17 protein-coding genes are annotated in these 18,146 nt (G+C 69.4%); 13 read left to right on the top strand and 4 right to left on the bottom strand.

Annotated features, from left to right (window positions below; genetic code table 11):
* Positions 1-2: 2 nt before the first annotated feature.
* From HZ992_RS13440 to HZ992_RS13425, 4 genes are all read right to left on the bottom strand, one after another.
* Entirely contained in the window at positions 3-983 is a 981-nt protein-coding gene (locus HZ992_RS13440; RefSeq protein ID WP_209382356.1) for a S1 family peptidase, read from the bottom strand.
* 20 nt (positions 984-1,003) lie between these two features.
* Positions 1,004-1,855 (bottom strand): substrate-binding domain-containing protein, encoded by an 852-nt coding sequence (locus HZ992_RS13435; protein ID WP_209382355.1) that lies wholly within the window; start codon positions 1,853-1,855, stop codon positions 1,004-1,006.
* The gene (locus HZ992_RS13430; RefSeq protein WP_209382354.1) at positions 1,852-2,235 is read right to left on the bottom strand and encodes a c-type cytochrome; all 384 of its coding nucleotides are present in this window, start codon (positions 2,233-2,235) and stop codon (positions 1,852-1,854) included. The genes HZ992_RS13435 and HZ992_RS13430 overlap by 4 nt, the downstream gene beginning before the upstream one ends.
* Positions 2,236-2,329: 94 nt before the next feature.
* Entirely contained in the window at positions 2,330-4,150 is a 1,821-nt protein-coding gene (locus HZ992_RS13425; RefSeq protein ID WP_209382353.1) for a PQQ-dependent ethylene glycol dehydrogenase XoxF, read from the bottom strand.
* Between the two features lie 589 nt (positions 4,151-4,739).
* Between HZ992_RS13425 and HZ992_RS13420 the strand changes: the two genes are divergently transcribed.
* The 13 genes from HZ992_RS13420 (at position 4,740) to HZ992_RS13360 (ending at position 18,024) form a co-directional block, all read left to right on the top strand.
* Positions 4,740-5,477: an ABC transporter ATP-binding protein gene (locus HZ992_RS13420; protein ID WP_245213012.1), complete on the top strand. Its 738-nt coding sequence runs from the start codon at positions 4,740-4,742 to the stop codon at positions 5,475-5,477.
* A gap of 26 nt (positions 5,478-5,503) precedes the next feature.
* Entirely contained in the window at positions 5,504-6,472 is a 969-nt protein-coding gene (locus HZ992_RS13415; RefSeq protein ID WP_371816735.1) for a PQQ-dependent catabolism-associated beta-propeller protein, read from the top strand.
* On the top strand, positions 6,469-7,623 hold the full coding sequence (locus tag HZ992_RS13410; protein WP_209382351.1) for a type 1 periplasmic-binding domain-containing protein: 1,155 nt from the start codon (positions 6,469-6,471) through the stop codon (positions 7,621-7,623). The genes HZ992_RS13415 and HZ992_RS13410 overlap by 4 nt, the downstream gene beginning before the upstream one ends.
* Entirely contained in the window at positions 7,605-8,465 is an 861-nt protein-coding gene (locus tag HZ992_RS13405; RefSeq protein WP_209382350.1) for an ABC transporter permease, read from the top strand. The genes HZ992_RS13410 and HZ992_RS13405 overlap by 19 nt, the downstream gene beginning before the upstream one ends.
* Positions 8,466-8,503: 38 nt before the next feature.
* The gene (locus HZ992_RS13400; protein WP_209387169.1) at positions 8,504-9,445 is read left to right on the top strand and encodes a tripartite tricarboxylate transporter substrate binding protein; all 942 of its coding nucleotides are present in this window, start codon (positions 8,504-8,506) and stop codon (positions 9,443-9,445) included.
* Between the two features lie 27 nt (positions 9,446-9,472).
* A complete protein-coding gene (locus HZ992_RS13395; RefSeq protein ID WP_209382349.1) occupies positions 9,473-10,111 on the top strand; it encodes a response regulator in 639 nt (212 codons plus the stop codon).
* A gap of 114 nt (positions 10,112-10,225) precedes the next feature.
* On the top strand, positions 10,226-12,502 hold the full coding sequence (locus tag HZ992_RS13390) for a TonB-dependent receptor (protein WP_209382348.1): 2,277 nt from the start codon (positions 10,226-10,228) through the stop codon (positions 12,500-12,502).
* Positions 12,503-12,636: 134 nt separating this feature from the next.
* Complete coding sequence (locus HZ992_RS13385; RefSeq protein ID WP_209382347.1) at positions 12,637-13,659, top strand: AAA family ATPase; 1,023 nt, start codon at positions 12,637-12,639, stop codon at positions 13,657-13,659.
* Positions 13,660-13,666: 7 nt separating this feature from the next.
* On the top strand, positions 13,667-14,512 hold the full coding sequence (locus HZ992_RS13380; RefSeq protein WP_209382346.1) for a DUF58 domain-containing protein: 846 nt from the start codon (positions 13,667-13,669) through the stop codon (positions 14,510-14,512).
* Positions 14,509-15,417 (top strand): hypothetical protein, encoded by a 909-nt coding sequence (locus tag HZ992_RS13375; protein ID WP_209382345.1) that lies wholly within the window; start codon positions 14,509-14,511, stop codon positions 15,415-15,417. Before HZ992_RS13380 ends, HZ992_RS13375 begins: the two co-directional genes overlap by 4 nt.
* Positions 15,414-16,472 carry a vWA domain-containing protein gene (locus HZ992_RS13370; RefSeq protein ID WP_209382344.1) on the top strand — a complete coding sequence of 353 codons (1,059 nt, stop codon included), beginning with the start codon at positions 15,414-15,416 and terminating at the stop codon, positions 16,470-16,472. The genes HZ992_RS13375 and HZ992_RS13370 overlap by 4 nt, the downstream gene beginning before the upstream one ends.
* Positions 16,473-16,480: 8 nt before the next feature.
* The gene (locus HZ992_RS13365) at positions 16,481-17,008 is read left to right on the top strand and encodes an MxaK protein (protein ID WP_209382343.1); all 528 of its coding nucleotides are present in this window, start codon (positions 16,481-16,483) and stop codon (positions 17,006-17,008) included.
* A 2-nt stretch (positions 17,009-17,010) separates the two neighbouring features.
* Entirely contained in the window at positions 17,011-18,024 is a 1,014-nt protein-coding gene (locus tag HZ992_RS13360) for a vWA domain-containing protein (RefSeq protein ID WP_209382342.1), read from the top strand.
* Positions 18,025-18,146: the final 122 nt, after the last annotated feature.

The raw sequence follows: 18,146 nt of genomic DNA, 5'->3' as shown, positions 1-18,146 counted from the left end.
GGTCAAGGCCGATCGGTGGGGCAGGGTTTCGGGACAGGGGTGGCCGCCGCGCCGCGCGTCGCCACGTCGGCAAGCCGCTCGCGGGCTGCGGCACGTGCGGGTTCCAGGCTGAGCGAGCATTCGAGGGCGAGGCGTGCCTCCGGCAGGCGGTCTTGACGGGCCAGCGCCGTGCCGAGCAGGTACCAGGCTTCGGCGTCGCCGGGGTCGGCGCGCGACCATTCCGAAGCCAGCGCTTCCAGTTCGCTCCAGCGGTCGTTCTGCACCAGCACGGCCGCCCTGAGGAAGCGTGGCTGCGCCGAAGTGCCTGTCTGCCAATAGGGCAGCGGCTGGCTGTCCAGCGGCATCACCTTGCGGAAGCTGCCGCGCTGCGTCTCGTCGAGCATCTGCGCGACCCACTCCGCCGGCGCGGCGTAGTAGTGCGACTCGCCGCCGCGCAGCCGGAAGGTCAGGATGCCCACGAGCCGGCCGTCGTCATCGAACAGGCCGCCCCCGCTGGCGCCCGAGCTGAACCAGTTGGTGCTCTGGATCACCTGAGCGCCGTCGTGGCGATGCAGTTGCACGACCTCACCGGCGCTGTTCTGGATGCCCAGCCCGCCGGTGTAGCCCAGCGCCGTGACCTGCTGGCCGATGGCCAGCGTGGCGGCGTGGCCCAATGTCACCGGCTGGGCCTGCAGGCCGGGCACCTGCAACAGGCACAAGTCGCGCCTGAGATCGCTCGCCTGCCACTGCACCGGCCAGCGCAGGCCGGCACGCAGCACGTGGATCTGCTGCGCCTCACGCGTGACATGGCAGTTGGTCACCACCTTGTCGGGGGCAATGGCCACGGCCGAGCCGAAGGCGTAGCCGCCGCGCGGTCGGGGCGCTTCCACGCGCAGCACGCTGGCGGCCAGGCTCACGTACGCTGCCTGGTCCAGCGCAGCATGCGCCATCTGCGGCGGCACGGCCAGCGCCGGCAGCAGGAACAGGGACAGCAGGCACTTCATGGTGACAGCTTGCCACGCCGTCAGGGTTTCTGCGCGGCGTAGCTCTCGTCGACGATGGGAACGCCGAATTCCTTGAGGATGGCGCCGATCTCGGCCTTGCGGGACTCGAGCAGGCCTTCGACCTGCTGCTTCCACTCGCGCTCGCCGTAGCGCACGCCCATGGCCATTTCGTAGTCGAACTTCACGCCCGGCTCGGAGCGCAGCGGCACCACCGTCAGCGCGGGCGAGGTGACGCGCTTGGCGAAGTAACCGGCGATCGGACCCCACACGATAGCGGCGTCGATCTTGCCGGCAGCGAGGTCCTTCTCGATGATCTCGCCCGGGTACTGGTTCGGGTCGGCGTTCATGATCTGGTAAGGCACGCCGCTGTCGACCAGGCCGTGCTTGGACAGCCAGTCGGAGGCGGGTGATCGGTCGTACAGGCCGATACGCAGCTTGGTCAGCATCGCGCGATCGAGCTTGAGGAAATCCTGGCCGGAGCGCACCTGGTCCATGCCCTTGCCCTGCGCGAACACCAGCGCATAGGTGGAGCGGTAGTAGGGCTTGGTCACCGACACCTGGTCATAGCCCGCGGGCACGCCCATCACGATGTCGCAGGGATAGTCCTGCCCCGGCAGCTTGTAGCGCAGCGTGTTGCGGATGAAAGCCAGCCGCTGCGGAAATGAGTAGTAAGTGACCGGCAGGCCCAGGGCCTTGCCGAACACGTCGGCGATGCGGTTCTCGATGCCTTGCGCGCTCGTGTTCGAGAACGGCAGGTTGTTCGGGTCCTGGCACACACGCAGGGCCTCGCGCTTGGGCGGGGCGTCCTGGGCTGCGGCGGGCAGGCCCCATGCCATGGCGGCGCTCAGCGCCGCGATGCGAATCAGGGTCATTTGGCGATCGGCTCGACCTTGGAGCGTGTGATGGCACCGTCGGAGCGGCCCTTCAGGTACGCATAGAGGTGGTCCATGTTGTCCATCACCTGCTGGCTGGTGCCGAAGCTCTGCATGCCTTTTTCAAGCCGGCCGTCGCGCACGGTCTTCACGAACTCATCCTTCGTCATCGTCTTCAGGCTGTTGACGAGGGACGGGCCGACCATGCCTTCCTGGTTGGCGCCGTGGCAGCGGTCGCAGGCCGCGGCACGCCAGGTGCGGAAGCCCTTCATCGTGTTCTCGTCAACCTTGTAGCCGTCGACCACGGTATAGAGCTGCGACTGGGCGAAAGCGGAACCAGCGGCGAGAAGGGACAGGGCCAGCAGAGTTTTCCGAAACATTTGTGCGTCTTCCGTTGTGAAAAAGGGGGACGGTGCCCTCGGGCTCCATCCCCCCGGGTTCAGGCCGGCCACGTGCCCGGCCCGTGTGCTGCGATCAGTTCGGCAATGCGAACACGGTCAGCGAACCGCCCAGTTCGGTGTACTGGTTCAGTTCCTTGTAACCACCCACCGCGCCCAGGCCGTCGGTGTCCTTCTCGAGGCCCGCTGCCATGCCGATGCCGGCCCAGCCGCCAATGCCCGAGAACACGCCGATGAACTGCTTGCCCTTGTGCTCATACGTGAACACGTTGCCGATGATCCCTGAGGGCGTCTTGAACTTGAAAAGTTCCTTGTTGATGTCTTTCGCATCGACGCACTTCAGGTAACCCTCGAGCGTGCCGTAGCACGACAGGCCGCCCGCGGTGTTGAGCGAGCCGCTCCACACCGAGAACTTCTCCGCCTTGCTCTGCACGATCTTGCCCGTGCCCGCATCCCAGGTGATGTAGTTGCCCATGCCGCCGTGGCTTCCCGGAGCCGGGAACATCGACAGCGTGGCGCCCACGTACGGCTGGCCTGCGGTGTACTCGACCTTGAACGGCTCGTAGTCCATGCAGACGTGGTTCGTCGGCACGTAGAAGAGCTTGGTGTTCGGGTCGAACGACGCCGGCTGCTGGTCCTTGGAGCCCAACGCCGCCGGGCAGATGCCCTTCGTGTTGACGTCCGGACCGTTCTGCGCGGTGGAGTACTTGGACACGACCTGCGGACGGCCGGTCTTCATGTCCACGTGCGTGGCCCAGTTCACCTTCGGGTCGTACTTCTCGGCCACCAGCAGGGCACCGTTGGTACGGTCCAGGGTGTAGCCGAAGCCGTTGCGGTCGAAGTGCACCAGCGCCTTGGTCGGCTTGCCCTTGACGTTGATGTCCGCCAGGATCATCTCGTTGATGCCGTCGAAGTCCCACTCGTCGAACGGCGTCATCTGGTAGACCCAGTTGACCTTGCCGGTGTCGACGTCACGCGACCAGATGGACATGGACCACTTGTTGTCGCCGGGGCGCTGCGCCGGGTTCCAGGTCGACGGGTTGCCGGTGCCGTAGAACATGGCGTTGAGCGCCTTGTCGTAGCTGTACCAGCCCCAGGTCGTGCCGCCGCCGATCTTCCACTGGTCACCCTTCCAGGTCTTCAGCGAAGAATCCGGGCCGACGGGCTTGACCGCGCCGTCCGTCCAGGTGGTGGTCTTGGCCGGGTCGATCAGCATCTCGGCGTCGGGGCCGACGCTGTAGCCCTTCCAGGCCAGCTTGCCGTCGGACAGGTTGTAGGCGGCGATGAAGCCGCGCACACCCCACTCGCCACCGGAAATGCCGGTGATGACCTTGTCCTTGAACACGTGCGGCGCGTTGGTGTTGACGGCGCCCAGCTTCGGGTCGCCGTTCTTCACCGACCAGATCAGCTTGCCGCTCTTGGCGTCCAGCGCGATCAGGTTGGAGTCGGCCTGCTGCAGGATGACCTTGCCTTCGGCATAGGCCAGACCGCGGTTGACCGTGTCGCAGCACATCTGCGGAATCACGGCCGGGTCTTGCTTCGGCTCGTACTTCCACAGGATCTTGTTGGTGTCCAGGTCGATCGCGAACACCTTGTTCGGGAACGGCGAGTGCAGGTACATCTTGCCGTCCACGACCAGCGGCGAGCCTTCGTGTCCGCGTAGCACGCCGGTGGAGAAGGTCCACGCGACCTGCATCTTGCCCACGTTGCCCGTGGTGATCTGGTTCAGCTTGCTGTAGCGCTGGTTGAACATGTCGCCAGCCTGCATCGCCCAGTTCTTGGAGTTGGCGATGTTCTTTTCCACGTCCGCGTTGGCCAGCGCCAAGCCCGGAAGTGCAAGAACCGCCAAACCCAATGCCGACCAGGCATGGCTGCGGGATTGCCCTGAAATTCGCATCGATGTCTCCTTGTTGAAGTGACCGGAGTCTGTTTCGCGCGGTACTACCTTTGGACCAACACCCCGCGCGATCTCGAGAGCTCGGCGTCGGCCCAACCGCAATTTCTGCGCCCGCTTTATTTGCCGCCTGGCCGTCATCGACGCTTGCGACCGGTGGTTCCAGTCCTCAACGTCGGCGCGCCCGCCGCGGCTGACCATCGTGTGGCCCTGTCGCACCGAAATGTGCCGTCTGGAGGCCCTCAATGCATGGACTCCAGGGATGATCCTCATAGGGAAACCACGGGTGCTGGCGGCCTGAACTGCTGACGCCGGCAGCGCTCATTCCGATCTCGCTGACAAGGTGCGCCGAATCCGTGTCATCGACTGCGGAACAGAGTGTTTCATCGATGCGAGACACAATCGGCCGCCCGGATCGGATCGGCGCCGCGGGGTGTGCCACGCGCCGAAAATCAAGCGCGGGATTCCACGCCCTTGCGACGCGGTGCCGGCCCCCATCCAATCGTGCCGCGCTGCATCCACGGGCCCGGCCCTTGCTCGACCGTTCACCTTGACCCACGCCAATCGCTGATCACCTGGCCCGACCGCATCGATGACCATTGACCCTTCCGCCGCCGTGCTGCGCACGACGGGCCTGACCAAGCGATACGGCAAGCATGCCGCCCTCGACAAGCTGACCCTGGCGCTGGCGCCGGGCAGCTTCGTGGCGCTGCTCGGGCCCAACGGCGCGGGCAAATCGACCTTGTTCCAGGTGCTCACCGGGCTGTTCGCCGCCGACGAGGGCGATGTCGAGGTGGCGGGGCATTCGCTGCGGCATGCCGGCGCCGGCGCGCTGCGCCACATCGGCGTGGTGTTCCAGCAGATCTCGCTCGACCTGGACCTGAGCATCCGCCGCAACCTGATGTTCCAGGCCGACCTGCATGGTCTTCCGGGCGCGCTGGCGCGCGAGCGCATCGAAGCGGGCTGCAAGCGCTTCGGGCTGGACGGCCAGCTCGAGCGCAAGGTGCGCGAGCTTTCCGGCGGCAACCGCAGAAAGGTGGAACTGGTTCGCGCCACCCTGCACCAACCCAGCGTGCTGCTGATGGACGAAGCCACCGTCGGGCTCGACCCGAAATCGCGTCAGGACCTGCTGGCGGCGCTGCATGCCGACGTCCGGGAGCGCGGCGTGTGCGTGCTGTGGGCCACGCACTGGGTCGAGGAGACCGAAGGCGCCGACCGCGTGCTGGTGCTGCACAAGGGCCGTCTGCTGGCCGATGGCAGCCCAGCCGAGGTGACGGCAGCGCTCGGCGAATCGACGCTCGAGGCGGGCTTCATCGCCCGCACCCACTGACACGAACGATGCAAGGAACGATGCCCATGCTGACCACTGCCCGCCCGCTGATCGCGCTGACGCTCGCCCTGGCCGCCACGGCTGCCGCCGCCCAGGGCACCGCCTATGTCAGCAGCGAGAAGGACGACGCACTGACGCTGATCGACACCAAGACGCTGGCGGTGAAGGGCACCATCCCGACCTGCAAGCGTGGCCGCCACATCCAGCGCATGCCCGATGGCAATCTGATGGTCGCCTGCACGGATTCGAACGCCGCCGACATCATCGACCCGGCCACCGGCAAGTCGGTGCGGCGCGTGCCGCTGGGCGACGAGCCGGAGGCCTTCGACCTGTCGCCGGACGGCAAGACGATCTACGTGTCGAACGAGGACGAAGGCGAGGCGAGCTTCATCGACGCGGCCAGCGGCAAGCAGCTGCAGGCCGTCAAGGTGGGCAAGGAGCCCGAGGGCGTGAAGCTCAGCGCCGACGGCAAGACGCTGTACGTCACCTCCGAGGTGGCCAGCCTGGTTCACGTGATCGACGTGGCCACCGCCAAGGTGGTGAAGAACATCAAGGTCGGCAAGCGCCCGCGGCGCATGGCGATCACGCCCGACGGCAAGGAGCTGTGGGTCACCAACGAGCTGGATGCGAGCGTGAGCATTGTCTCCACCGCTGACCACAGCGTGCTCGGCAGCATCAAGTTCGCCGTCAAGGGGGCGCGTGCCGAGGACATCTCTCCGGTGGGCATCACCATGACGCGCGACGGCAAGCGCGCCTTCGTGTCGCTGGGCAAGGCCAACCACGTGGCCTTTGTCGACGTGCCGGGGCGCAAGGTCACCGACCTGGTGCTGGTGGGCAAGCGGGCCTGGAACGTCACGCTCGACAAGGCCGAGGCGCGCCTGTGGGTCGTCAATGGCCTGAGCGACGATGTCACTGTCGTCGACGTGGCGGCCGCCAAGGCGATCAAGAGCATTCCCGTCGGACGCGTTCCCTACGGCCTGGTGGTGGTGGAATGAGAGTTCCCGCCCTGGCGCTGGCCTTGGCATTGGCCACGGCTCCCGCGGTCGCCGCCACCCTGAAGGCGACGCTGCTGGTCCCGGCGGACGACACGCGGCTGGAGCGCTCGCGCGCCGAACGCGCCTATCTCGGCCACCCGACCGGCCCCGCCGGCGATGGCGTGCAGATGGCCCTCGAGGAAGGCCAGTTCGAGCTCGACGCGGCGCAAGCCGGTGTCGCGGTGACGACGCAGGCAGCCGCCTCGCTCGATGCGGCGCGAGCGGCCGCATTGGCTGCCGAGAAGGCCGGTGCCGCCGTGCTGCTCGTCGACCTGCCGACCGACTGGCTGCTGGCCGTCGTCGATGCGGTCAAGCTGCCGGTGCTCAATCTCGCCGATCCGGCAGACCGGCTGCGCGCGCAGGATTGCCGCGCCAGGCTCTTTCATCTGATGCCCAGCGAGCGCATGCGCGCCGATGCACTCGCCCAGACCCTGGTGTCGCGCAAATGGACCCAGTTGCTCCTGCTGGTCGGCCCGAGCCCTGCAGACCAGTTGCGGGCGGCCACCGTGCAGGCCTCGATGAAGCGCTATGGCCTGAAGGCGGTGGCGAGCAAGCCTTTCAAGATGTCGGCGGATCCACGCGAGCGCGACCTCGCCAACCCGCTGCTGCTGACCGCCGGCGCGAACTACGACGCCGTCTGGGTGGTCGACAGCGACGGCGAATTTGCCCGCTCGCTGCCCTACCGCACCGTGCTGCCGCGGCCGGTGGTCGGTGACGCCGGCCTTGTCGCCGTGGCCTGGCATGCGCAGTTCGAGCGCTTCGGCGCGCCGCAGGTCTCGCGCCGCTTTGCCAAGGCCACCCGGCGGCCGATGACGGCGCACGACTGGTCGGCCTGGATGGCCGGCAAGGCGCTGGTGGGTGCCGCCGTGGCGGCGCCCAAGGGCCCGAACGCCGCCTGGGCTCAGGCGCTGGCCAGGACCCCGGTCGACGGCTCCAAGGGCACGGCGATGACTTTCCGCGCGTGGGACGGCCAGCTGCGCCAGACCTTGCTGCTCACCGACGGACAGGGCGTCATTTCGCAGGCGCCGATCGAAGGCCTGCTGCACCCGAGCAACGTGCTCGACACCCTGGGCGCCGATGCGCCGGAGAAACTATGCAAAGCGCCGCGCTGACCCCCGCCACCGGGCTGCGCCGCGGCGTACCGCATGCGCTGCAGGCGATGCGCGCGATCGTGCTGCGCGAGGTGCTGAAGTTCTCCCAGCAGACCGGCAGGCTCGTTTCGGCACTGGTGCGGCCGCTGCTGTGGCTGGCAGTGTTTGCCGCGGGCTTTCGCAACGTGTTCGGCGTGGCCATCGTCGAGCCCTACGACACCTACATCCCCTACGACGTCTACATCGCGCCGGGCCTGATCGGCATGGTGCTGCTGTTCAACGGCATGCAGTCGTCGCTGGCCATGGTCTACGACCGCGAGATGGGCCTGATGCGGCTGCTGCTCACCGCGCCGCTGCCGCGCTCGTGGCTGCTGTTCTGCAAGCTGTGCGCGACGGCGCTGCTGTCGGTGCTGCAGGCGCTGGCCTTCGTGATCGTGGCGCTGCTGCTGGGCACCGATCTGCCGGTGTTCGAGTGGAGCGTGCTTCACGCGCTCGTGGCGCTGCTCGCCGGCGCGCTGATGCTCGGCGCGCTCGGCCTGCTGCTGTCGGTGCACATCAAGCAACTCGAGAACTTCGCCGGCACGATGAACTTCGTCATCTTCCCGATGTACTTCATGTCGACCGCGCTGTACCCGCTGTGGAAGCTGCAGGAATCGGGCGCCGAGTGGGTCTATCAGCTGGCCCGCTTCAACCCGTTCACGCATGCGGTCGAATGGATCCGCTTCGCCCTGTATGGCAAGGACCCGGGGCTGGCGCCGTGGGTGGTGCTCGGCTGCCTGGCGGTGTTCTTCGGCCTGGCCTGCTGGGGCTATGACCCGCAGCGCGGCTTCGGCGGCCTGACCAAGCGGGGGGGCGGCTCGTGAACGCGGCGCTCTGGACACGCCGGCGCTGGCTGGCCTCGATGGCGGCGATCGGCACGGCGCACGCGGCGCCGACGCGCGCCAGCGATGCCTTCCCGACGCGTCCGGTCACGCTGTGGGTGCCGTGGGCGGCCGGCGGCGCGACCGACATCACCATGCGGCTGCTCGCCGAACTCGCCGGCCGCCAGCTGCGCCAGCGCGTGCTGGTCGAAAACCGGCCCGGCGCCGGTGGCACGCTGGCCATGCCGATCCTGCAGCAGGCCGAACCAGATGGGTACACCATCGCGCAGCTGCCGCAGCCGATACTGCGCGTGCCCTTCACGCAGAAGGTGCTGTGGGATCCGATCCGCGACGTCACGCCGATCATCCAGATCTCCGGCGTCACCTTCGGCGTGCTGGTGCAGGCCGCCAGCGGTTTTCGCACGCTCGACGACCTGTTCGCCTTCGCGAAGGCGCGGCCCGGCGAACTGAGCATCGCCACCAACGGCGTGGGCACCACGCCGCACATGGTGCTCGAGGAACTGTTCACCGCGCGCGGCATGAAGTACATCCACGTGCCCTACAAGGGCACCTCGGAGCAGGTGCTGGCGGTGGACACCGGGCAGGTGATGGTGGGCGTCAATTCCACCGGCTTCGCGCCCTTCGTCGATTCGGGGCGGCTGCGGCTGCTGGCCACTTTCGCGGCCAAGCGTTCGCCACGCTGGCCGAGCGTGCCCACGCTCAAGGAACTCGGCTACCCGATCGTCGCCATGTCGCCCTATGGCCTGGGCGGCCCGCGCGGCATGTCGGCGGCCGTCGTCTCGACGCTGCACGAGGCCTTCCGCAAGGCGATGTTCGATCCGGCGTTCGTGCACGAGATCGGCAAGTACGACCAGGAACTCAACTACCTCGGCCCTGCCGAGTACGGCCAGTGGCTGCGTGAGGAGTACGCCAAGGAGAGGATTGCCGTGCAGCGCATGGGGATGGCGCGTGCGCCGGGCTGAGCAACCTGGCCTGTGGCGAGGTGCGCGGTGATCCGCGTGCTGATCGCCGACGACCACCCGGTGGTGCGCGCCGGCTACCAGCGCTTGCTCGAGCAGGCCGGCGACATCCGTGTCGTGGCCGATGCGAACGATGGCCAGGAGGCCTACCTGGCCTGGGTCGAGCACCAACCCGACGTGATGGTCACCGATCTGTCCATGCCCTCAGGCGGCATGGAGCTGATCCGGCGCGTCTGTCAGCGCAAGGCCGATGCGCGCCTGCTTGTGTTCAGCATGCACGACGGCGCCATGCTGGTCAGGCGCGCGCTGGAAGCCGGCGCGCGCGGCTACATCCCGAAATCGAGCCCGCCGGAATGCCTGGTCGACGGTGTGCGCGCGCTGCATGCGGGCCGCCGCTACCTGGCGCCCGAGTTGCCCGCCGAACTGCTGCAGCGCGATCCGCTGGACGAGACCGAGCGACTGGCGACGCTGAGCGCGCGCGAGTTCGAGGTGTTCCGTCGCCTTGCTCTGGGCGAGTCGGCGGCGCAGTGCGCGCAGGCGCTCAACCTCAGCGCCAAGACGGTCTCGAACCACCAGACCGCCATCAAGGAAAAGCTCGGCGTGGCCACTTCGGCGGCGCTGGTGCACCTGGCGATCCGGCACCGCGTGATCGAGAGCGGGCCGGTCTGAACCTCACGGTCCCGCGCCACGGCGGGAAGAATTCCCTGGATCGCCTCGGTGCCGTTCGATAGCGTCGGCGTCGCGCTCGCCGCACCCAAGACGGTGGCCTATTCGAGGAGACCCATGAACACCATCCGCACGCCGCGCTGGCGCCTGCAACCCCTGGCGCTGGCCAGCCTGACGCTGATCGCCGGCATCGCGCAAGCGCAGTCCGGCCAGACCCTGCCGTCCGTCGAAGTCGTCGGCGCGACCCCCGTGCCCGGCATCGGCGTGCCCAAGGACCAGATCCCGTCGAACGTGCAGACACTGGGTGACAAGCGGCTGCGCCAGACGCAGAGCCTGAACCTGCCCGACGCGATGACGACGCTGATGCCCAGCGCCAACGTCAACGAAGTGCAGGGCAACCCCTACCAGATGGACGTCAACTACCGCGGCTTCACCGCCAGCCCGCTGCTGGGCACGCCGCAGGGCCTGTCGGTGTTCCAGGACGGCGTGCGCATCAACGACCCGTTCGGCGACGTCGTCAACTGGGACCTGGTGCCCCGTGCCGCGCTGGCCAACCTGACGCTGCTGCCGGGCTCGAACCCGGTGTTCGGCCTGAACACGCTGGGCGGCGCGCTGACGCTGCAGACGAAGAGCGGCGACAGCCACCCCGGCACCGAGGTCGAGCTGCAGGCCGGCTCGTTCAAGCGCTTCTCCGGCGAAGTGACGCACGGTCGCCGGCTTGGCGAGACAGGCCATCTGTTCCTCGCCGCCAGCATGTTCGACGAAGATGGCTGGCGCGAGTACTCGCCGTCGAAGGTGAAGCAGCTGTTCGTCAAGGGCGGTCAGCACCTGGGCGATCTGTCCTGGTCGCTGAGCCTCACCCATGCGAACAACACCCTCATTGGCAATGGCCTGCTTCCCGAGTCGATGCTCGAGCAGAACCGGGCGCAGGTCTACACGCGGCCTGACCAGACGAAGACGAAGATGACCATGCTGGCGCTCAACGCCAGCTACGAGGTCAGCGCGACGCACCAGCTGGCGGCCACTGCCTATGTGCGCCGCTCGCGCACGGCCACGCTCAATGGCGACCTGAACGACGACTACGACCCGCCCACCGTGACGGAAACCGGCGTCGAGAACCGCACCAAGACCCATCAGCGCGGCGAGGGCCTGGCGCTTCAGTCCACGCACAGGCTGGCGAGCCAGCAGTTGACGGTCGGGGTCTCGATCGACCGCTCGCGCAGCAACTTCGAGCAGACCGAGGCCGAAGGCGACCTCGACGCCACGCGCGCGGTGGTCCCGACCGACGACCCGGAGGTCGATGCGCTGATCTCCGGCAAGAGCCGCACCACCAGCCTCTATGTGCACGACCTGATCTCGCTGCAGCCCAACCTGCAGCTCACGCTGTCTGGCCGCTACAACGACACCCGCGTGAGCACCGTCGACGACGGTCGCATCACGCTCGGCCTGCCGACCACGCTCGACGGCGAGGGCCGCTACCGCAAGTTCAACCCCGCCGCCGGCCTGACCTGGCAGGCCGCTCCGACGCTCACGCTGTTCGGCAGCCTCAGCCAGGGCAACCGCGCGCCCAGCCCGATCGAGCTGGGCTGCTCCGATCCGGCCAACGCCTGCGTGCTGCCCAATGCGCTGCAATCCGACCCGCCGCTCAAGCAGGTGGTCTCGCGCACGCTGGAACTCGGCGCCCGCGGCAAGTTCGCGCCGCAGCTGCAGTGGAACGCCGCGCTGTTCCACACGGTGAACAGTGACGACCTGCTGTTCATCAGCAACGGGCTGGCGGCCGGCTACTTCACCAACTTCGGCCGCACGCAGCGGCAGGGCCTCGAACTCGGCCTGGCTCAGCAGTACAGCAGCTTCGGCTGGTCGGCCTCGTACAGCTACCTGCGCGCGACCTACGAATCCTCGGCCTGCATCGTGGCCGAAGGCAACAGCACCGCCGAGACCAGCGCCGCCTGCACCGGCGACGACGAGATCGAGGTGCGCCCGGGCAACCGCATCCCCGGCCTGCCCCAGCACAGCTTCAAGCTCGGCGCCGACTGGCAGCCGGCTGCGGGCTGGAGCGTCGGCACGCAGCTGCGCGCCTACTCGGGCCAGTTCGTGCGGGGCAACGAAAACAACGCGCACCAGCCCGATGGCGTCGACTTCAACGGCAAGGGCCGGGTCGGCGGCTTCGCCGTGGTCGACATGACGGCGAGCTGGAAGCCCACCGCCAACGTCGAGTTGTTCGGCAAGGTCAGCAACCTGTTCGACCGCCGCTACGGCAGTGCCGGCATCCTGGGCGAGAACGCCTTCGACGCCGCCGGCGCGATCCAGGCACCGGCCGACTGGCGGGCCGAGCAGTTCGTCGGCCCCGGTGCGCCGCGTGCCGCCTGGCTGGGCGTGCGCCTGCAGTTCTGAACCTGCCGCTGCGCGGCGGCTTGCCTCTTGCTTCCCCGGGTCGGTGCAGCGCCGATCCGGGCCTGCTGTGCCGCCCCTGGCGCACACTGTGCCAGACCGTGGCACGATCACGCAGGTGCAACGAAGGACGCCGCATGGACCGCAACGATGCGCTGCTCGCCGATTGGCGGCAGCGGGCCCTGACCCTGGAAGCTGAAGTCGGCAAGGCGGTGATCGGCCAGGCGCGCGTGCTGCGGCTGGTCAACACCGCGGTGTTCGCTCGCGGCCACGTGCTGCTGCAGGGCGATGTGGGCGTGGGCAAGACGACGCTGCTGCGCGCCTTCGCGCAGGTGCTCGGCGGCGCCTTCGCGCGCACCGAGGGCACGGTCGACCTGATGCCCAACGACCTCGTCTACTACACCTACATCAGCGAACAGGGCCGCCCAGCCGTCGAACCCGGGCCGCTGATCCGCCACGGCGAAGACCTGGCGATCTTCTTCTTCAACGAGATCAACCGTGCGCGCCCTCAGGTGCATGCGCTGCTGCTGCGCGTGATGGCCGAGCGCAGCGTGTCGGCCTTCAACCGCGAGTTCCACTTCCCGCACCTGCTGGTGTTCGCCGACCGCAACCGCGTCGAGCGCGAGGAGACCTTCGAGATCTCGTCGGCCGCGCGCGACCGATTCATGATGGAGATCACCATCGACGCGCCGGCCGACGACGCGCAGCGCCGCGCGCTGATGTTCGACCCGCGCTTCCACGACACCGACCGCCTGGTCGGCGCGCTGCAGGCGGCGATGGTGCCGCACCGCGAACTCAACGCGCTGGCCGAGGTGATCCAGCACAGCGTGCAGGCCTCCGACGCGCTGCAGAACTACGCGCTCGGGCTGTGGCGCGCCACCGCCGAGCCGGCCAAGTTCGGCGTGACGCTGTCGGATCTCGACACCGCGCAGCTGATGCTCGCCGGCGCCAGCCCGCGCGGCATGAGCCTGCTGCTGCGTGCGGCGCGCGTGGCCGCCTGGCTCGAAGGGCGCGGCTACGTCACGCCGGAGGATGTGCAGGCCGTCTTCGTCGAGACCATCGCGCACCGCCTGTGCTACCAGCCGGTGTTCGAGCTGCACCGGCACGAGATCTCGCCGCGGCTGATGTCGGCGATCGTGGCGGCGGTCGCTGCGCCTTGACGTCGCGATGACGCGCATCCGTGAGCTGCACTACCGCGTCGCCGGCGCGGCGGTGGGCCTGTTCCCGGGCCACCACCGCAGCCGCAGCGGCAGCAGCGGCTTCGAGTTCCGCGGCCATGCGGCGCTGCAGGATGCACCCGACGTGCGGCGGCTGGACCTTCATGCCAGCCTGCGCGACCCTTTCGGCGGCTGGATCGTGCGCCTGCACAGCGAGCGCAAGTCGATCCCCGTGGCGATGGTCGCCGACCTGTCGGCCTCGATGGGCTTCGAGGGTGCGCAGCGCAAGCTCGAGGTGCTCGCCGACTTCGCCGAGAGCCTGGCCTGGTCGGCCTGGCGCACCGGCGACAGCTTCGGCTTCGTCGGCTGCGACGAACGCGTGCAGCCAGCTTTCACGCAGCTGCAGTCGCGCGTGCGCGGCGCCGGCGTGGCGCTGGCACAGCGCCTGCGCACGCTGCAGCCGCAGGGCCGATCGGCGCGGGCGCTGCGCGAGGCGCACCGGCACCTGCCGCGCCAGCGCGCGCTGGTGTTCCTGGTGTCGGACTTTCATCTGCCGCTGGCCGAAGTCGAGGCGGTGCTCGACAGCCTGGCCTCGCACGACGTGGTGCCCATCGTGCTGTGGCAGCCGGCCGAGTTCGCGCTCGGGGCGACGCGCGGCCTGGCGCAGGTGCGAGAGCCGGAGAGCGGCGAACAGCGCTGGTTGTGGTGGCGCCCGGCGCTGCGCGAGCGCTGGGTGGCGGCACACGACGAGCGGCGGCAGGCGCTGCTGCAGGCCTTCCGCGCGCGCCGTCTGGCGCCGATGTTCATCGAGGGCGCCTTCGATGCCGATGCGGTGACGCGCCACTTTCTCGCATGAAGAAGACGCTGCATCCTCTGTGGGCGGTGGGCCTGGCGCTGGCGGCGACACTGGCTCAGGCAGCGTCCGATGCGGTGCTGCGTGTCGAGTCGAGCGAGCCGCGCGCCTACGGCTACCGGGTCGGTGACCACGTGCAGCGCCAGGTCGTCGTGCACGTGCCCGAGGGCTGGCGCCTGGACGAGGCCACGCTGCCGCGGCCGGGCGGGCGCGGGCAGGCGCTCGAACTGCGCCAGGTGGCACGCCGCACGGTCGAGGGTGGCCGGCGTCTCGAGCTCGATCTCGACTACCAGGTGTTCCTCGCGCCGGCCAATGTGCGCACGGTGGAGATCGCGCCGCTGCGCTTGCGGTTTGCCGGCGCGTCGCGCATCGAGGAGGTGCTGGTCGAGGCCTGGCCCGTCACCATCTCGCCGCTCGTCCCGGTGCAGGCGCCCACGCGCCGCGGCTACGGCGAACTGCAGCCCGACAAGCCGCCGCCGCTGATCGACACCAGCGAAGCGCGCCGGCGGCTCGAGGTATTCGCGGCGGTGGCGGCATTGCTGCTGGCCTGGCTGGCCGTCGTGCACCTCGGGCCGCCCTGGGCCGCTGCACGCAACAGGCCGTTCGGCGTGGCCTGGCGCCGGCTGCGCGGCCTGGCGGCCAACCCGGCCGAGGCACCGTGGCGCGAGGCCTGCGTGCAACTGCACGAGGCGCTGAACCGCAGCGCCGGCGAGGTGCTGTTCGAGCGCGGGCTCGAGGCCTTCGTCGCACGCCAGCCCGCGTTCGCCGCCGTGCGCGACGACCTTGCGCGTTTCCTGCAGATGTCGCGCGCCGAGTTCTTCGGCGGCGCCGCACGGCAGCCGGACGACGGCGCCTGGCTGCGCGCCCTGTGCCGGCGCTGCCGCGACGCCGAGCGGGGCATCGCATGAATCTCATGAGCTGGGTGGCCTTCGACGACGCCTGGGTGCTCTGGCTGCTGCCGCTGGCGCTGATCCCGCTGCGGGCGCCGGCGGGTGTGTCGCTGGACAACGGCTGGCTCGCCTTCGCGCCGCGCGACCGCGCCTCCGATCTGCTCGGCTGGGCCCTGCGCGCGGCAGCGTCGCTGGCACTCGCCGCGCTGCTCTTCGCGATGGCCGGCCCGCACCGGCCCGAGTACGCCGTCGAGCGGGTCGGGCAGGGCGCCGAGATCGTGCTGCTGCTCGACCGCAGCCGCAGCATGGACCAGGGCTTCGCGCCCGGCCGCGCGCCTCCGCCGGGCAAGGCCAACAGCCCCGAGGCGCTGGAGTACTACTTCAGCCAGACGCCCGGGCGGCTGCGCGAATCCAAGGGCAAGGTGGCGCGCCAGCTGCTTTCGGACTTCACCGCGCAGCGGCCCGACGATCGTTTCGCGCTGGTGGCCTTCAGCACGCTGCCGATGCGCGTGCTCGACTTCACCGCCAAGCGCGAGGTGATCCAGGCCGCCATCGAGGCCGGCAACATCGGCCGCGGCCTGTCGGAGACGAACATCGGCCGCGCGCTCGAGGTCGGCATGGACCTCTTCAACGACCGACCCTACAACGGCTCGCGCATCATCATGCTGGTCTCCGACGGCGGCGACCGCATGGACCCGGACACGCGCGAGCGCCTCGCGCACCTGGCGCGCAAGCAGCGCGTGTCGATCTACTGGCTGTACCTGCGCTCGTCGAACAGCCCCGGCCTCACGCTCGCCGCCGACGACTCGGCGGCCGCAGCCGAGAGCGTGCCGGAGATCCTGCTGCACGACTTCTTCAACGCCCTGGAGACGCCGTACCGTGCCTACGAGGCAAGCGACTCCCGCGCGCTGCAGCGTGCCATCGACGATGTGAATCGCCTCGAGAAGCTGCCCATCACCTACAACGACCTGGTGCCACGCCGCGAACTCGCGCCCTACGCGCAGGCGCTGGCGCTGGCGGCCGTGCTGCTGCTGCTGGCGGCGCGCCTCTTGGAGATCCGCCGATGGGCCTGAGTCGAAAAGTGGGGATTCGAATCGCCTGGACGCTGCTCGCTCTGCTCGGCGCCGCGGCCGCGCGCGACGGCTGGCAGGTGGTCCAGGCCGAACGCCTGAATGCGCAGATCGTCGCCGGCACGCTGCCACCCGAAGACGCGCAGTCGCCGGCCGAGCTGCGCTTCGCCCATGCCTACGCACAGGCCGCCAGCGGCGCCGGCGAGGCCGCGCTGAACCGCTACGGCGCGCTGCATGCCGACACGCCCGTGGGCCAGGCGGCGCGCTACAACGGCGCCAACTTGCTGATGCGCCAGGGCATCGCGATGCGTGCGGGCGCGCAGCCGGGCCAGGCGCTGGCGCTGATCGAGCTGGCCAAGGAGAGCTACCGCGAGGTGCTGCGCCACGACCCCGAAGACTGGGCCGCGCGCTACAACCTCGAACGCGCGCAGCGCCTGGTGGCCGACCCCGAGGAGGTCGACGAGGAGCCGCCCGAGGCACGCCGCAGCGCCGAGCGCGCTGCCACCACCATGCGCGGCTACTCGCCGGGCCTGCCGTGAGGATGACGGCAGTCTGGCGGCGCTGGTGGCTGGAGTGGTCGCGCGATCGCGGCCGCCTCGGCCTGGCGCTGGCCGCGCTGCTGCTGGCGATCGGCTTCCTGCAGCCGAAGCTGCCCTGGAAACGCTCGCTGTTCGAGCACGTGGTGGTGATCGACGTCACGCAGAGCATGAACGTGCAGGACGAGCTGCTCGATGGCAAGCCGGTGTCGCGCCTGGCATTCGCCAAGCAGGCGCTGCACGGGGCACTGCAGGACCTGCCCTGCGGCTCCAAGCTCGGCTGGGCGATCTTCACCGAGTACCGCAGCTACCTGCTGTTCACGCCGGTGGAGGTGTGCGCCAACCGCGCGGAGCTGCGCGCCTCGCTGGCCGCCATCGACGGCCGCATGGCCTGGTCGGGCAACAGCGAAGTCGCCAAGGGTCTGCACAGCAGCGTCGTCGTCGCCAAGGCGCTGCCGGGCACGCCTTCGCTGGTGTTCGTGACCGATGGCCACGAGTCGCCGCCGCTGAATGCACGCCATCGCCCCGCCTTCGACGACAAGCCGGGCGAGGTGGCCGGCGTGATCGTCGGCGTGGGCCAGGCCCGGCCTTCGCCGATCCCCAAGCTCGATCCGCTGGGCCGGCCGCTGGGCTTCTGGGGTGCCGACGAGGTCGCGCAGGTCGACCCGCGCAGCCAGGGCCGCGGCGCCAGCGTCGGCCAGGAATCGATGGTGGAGGAGGGCGGCGCCGAAGCCGCCGGTCTGGGCGCCACGCCGGGCAGCGAGCACCTGTCCGGGCTGCGCGAGCCCTACCTGCGGCTGCTCGCGCAGGAAAACGGCTTCGCCTTCCACAAGCTGCGCTCCGCCGCAGCGCTGTCCAAGGCCCTGCGCGACGAGGCCTTGTCGCGCCCTGTGCGCGTGAGCGGCGATGCGCGCGTCCTGCTCGCTGCGCTGGCCTTCGCGCTGCTGCTCGTGCCGTATCTCACGGCTCTGTGGGCCGCCCGCCGCAGTCGGCGCCTGGCGGCCGCGGCAGGGGCCTGATCTCCGCACGGGGCCGTGGCGCCCGTCACGCCCGGGCAGGATTCATGCCGGGCGTCACGTGCCGAAGTCACGCACGCCGCGCTTGAGTTGTCACGGCTTGTGCCGAAGAGGAGGTCGTTACC

The organism is Rhizobacter sp. AJA081-3, assembly GCF_017795745.1.
GTDB lineage: Bacteria > Pseudomonadota > Gammaproteobacteria > Burkholderiales > Burkholderiaceae_C > Piscinibacter.
The sequence above is the reverse complement of the archived record's forward strand: the minus strand, read 5'-3'. Positions and strand labels throughout refer to the sequence as shown.

Coding starts and splice junctions, on each gene's coding strand:
- HZ992_RS13440 (WP_209382356.1), bottom strand. CDS start 983: ATGAAGTGCCTGCTGTCCCTGTTCCTGCTGCCGGCGCTGGCCGTGCCG.
- HZ992_RS13435 (WP_209382355.1), bottom strand. CDS start 1,855: ATGACCCTGATTCGCATCGCGGCGCTGAGCGCCGCCATGGCATGGGGC.
- HZ992_RS13430 (WP_209382354.1), bottom strand. CDS start 2,235: ATGTTTCGGAAAACTCTGCTGGCCCTGTCCCTTCTCGCCGCTGGTTCC.
- HZ992_RS13425 (WP_209382353.1), bottom strand. CDS start 4,150: ATGCGAATTTCAGGGCAATCCCGCAGCCATGCCTGGTCGGCATTGGGT.
- HZ992_RS13420 (WP_245213012.1), top strand. CDS start 4,740: ATGACCATTGACCCTTCCGCCGCCGTGCTGCGCACGACGGGCCTGACC.
- HZ992_RS13415 (WP_371816735.1), top strand. CDS start 5,504: ATGCTGACCACTGCCCGCCCGCTGATCGCGCTGACGCTCGCCCTGGCC.
- HZ992_RS13410 (WP_209382351.1), top strand. CDS start 6,469: ATGAGAGTTCCCGCCCTGGCGCTGGCCTTGGCATTGGCCACGGCTCCC.
- HZ992_RS13405 (WP_209382350.1), top strand. CDS start 7,605: ATGCAAAGCGCCGCGCTGACCCCCGCCACCGGGCTGCGCCGCGGCGTA.
- HZ992_RS13400 (WP_209387169.1), top strand. CDS start 8,504: ATGGCGGCGATCGGCACGGCGCACGCGGCGCCGACGCGCGCCAGCGAT.
- HZ992_RS13390 (WP_209382348.1), top strand. CDS start 10,226: ATGAACACCATCCGCACGCCGCGCTGGCGCCTGCAACCCCTGGCGCTG.
- HZ992_RS13385 (WP_209382347.1), top strand. CDS start 12,637: ATGGACCGCAACGATGCGCTGCTCGCCGATTGGCGGCAGCGGGCCCTG.
- HZ992_RS13380 (WP_209382346.1), top strand. CDS start 13,667: ATGACGCGCATCCGTGAGCTGCACTACCGCGTCGCCGGCGCGGCGGTG.
- HZ992_RS13375 (WP_209382345.1), top strand. CDS start 14,509: ATGAAGAAGACGCTGCATCCTCTGTGGGCGGTGGGCCTGGCGCTGGCG.
- HZ992_RS13370 (WP_209382344.1), top strand. CDS start 15,414: ATGAATCTCATGAGCTGGGTGGCCTTCGACGACGCCTGGGTGCTCTGG.
- HZ992_RS13360 (WP_209382342.1), top strand. CDS start 17,011: ATGACGGCAGTCTGGCGGCGCTGGTGGCTGGAGTGGTCGCGCGATCGC.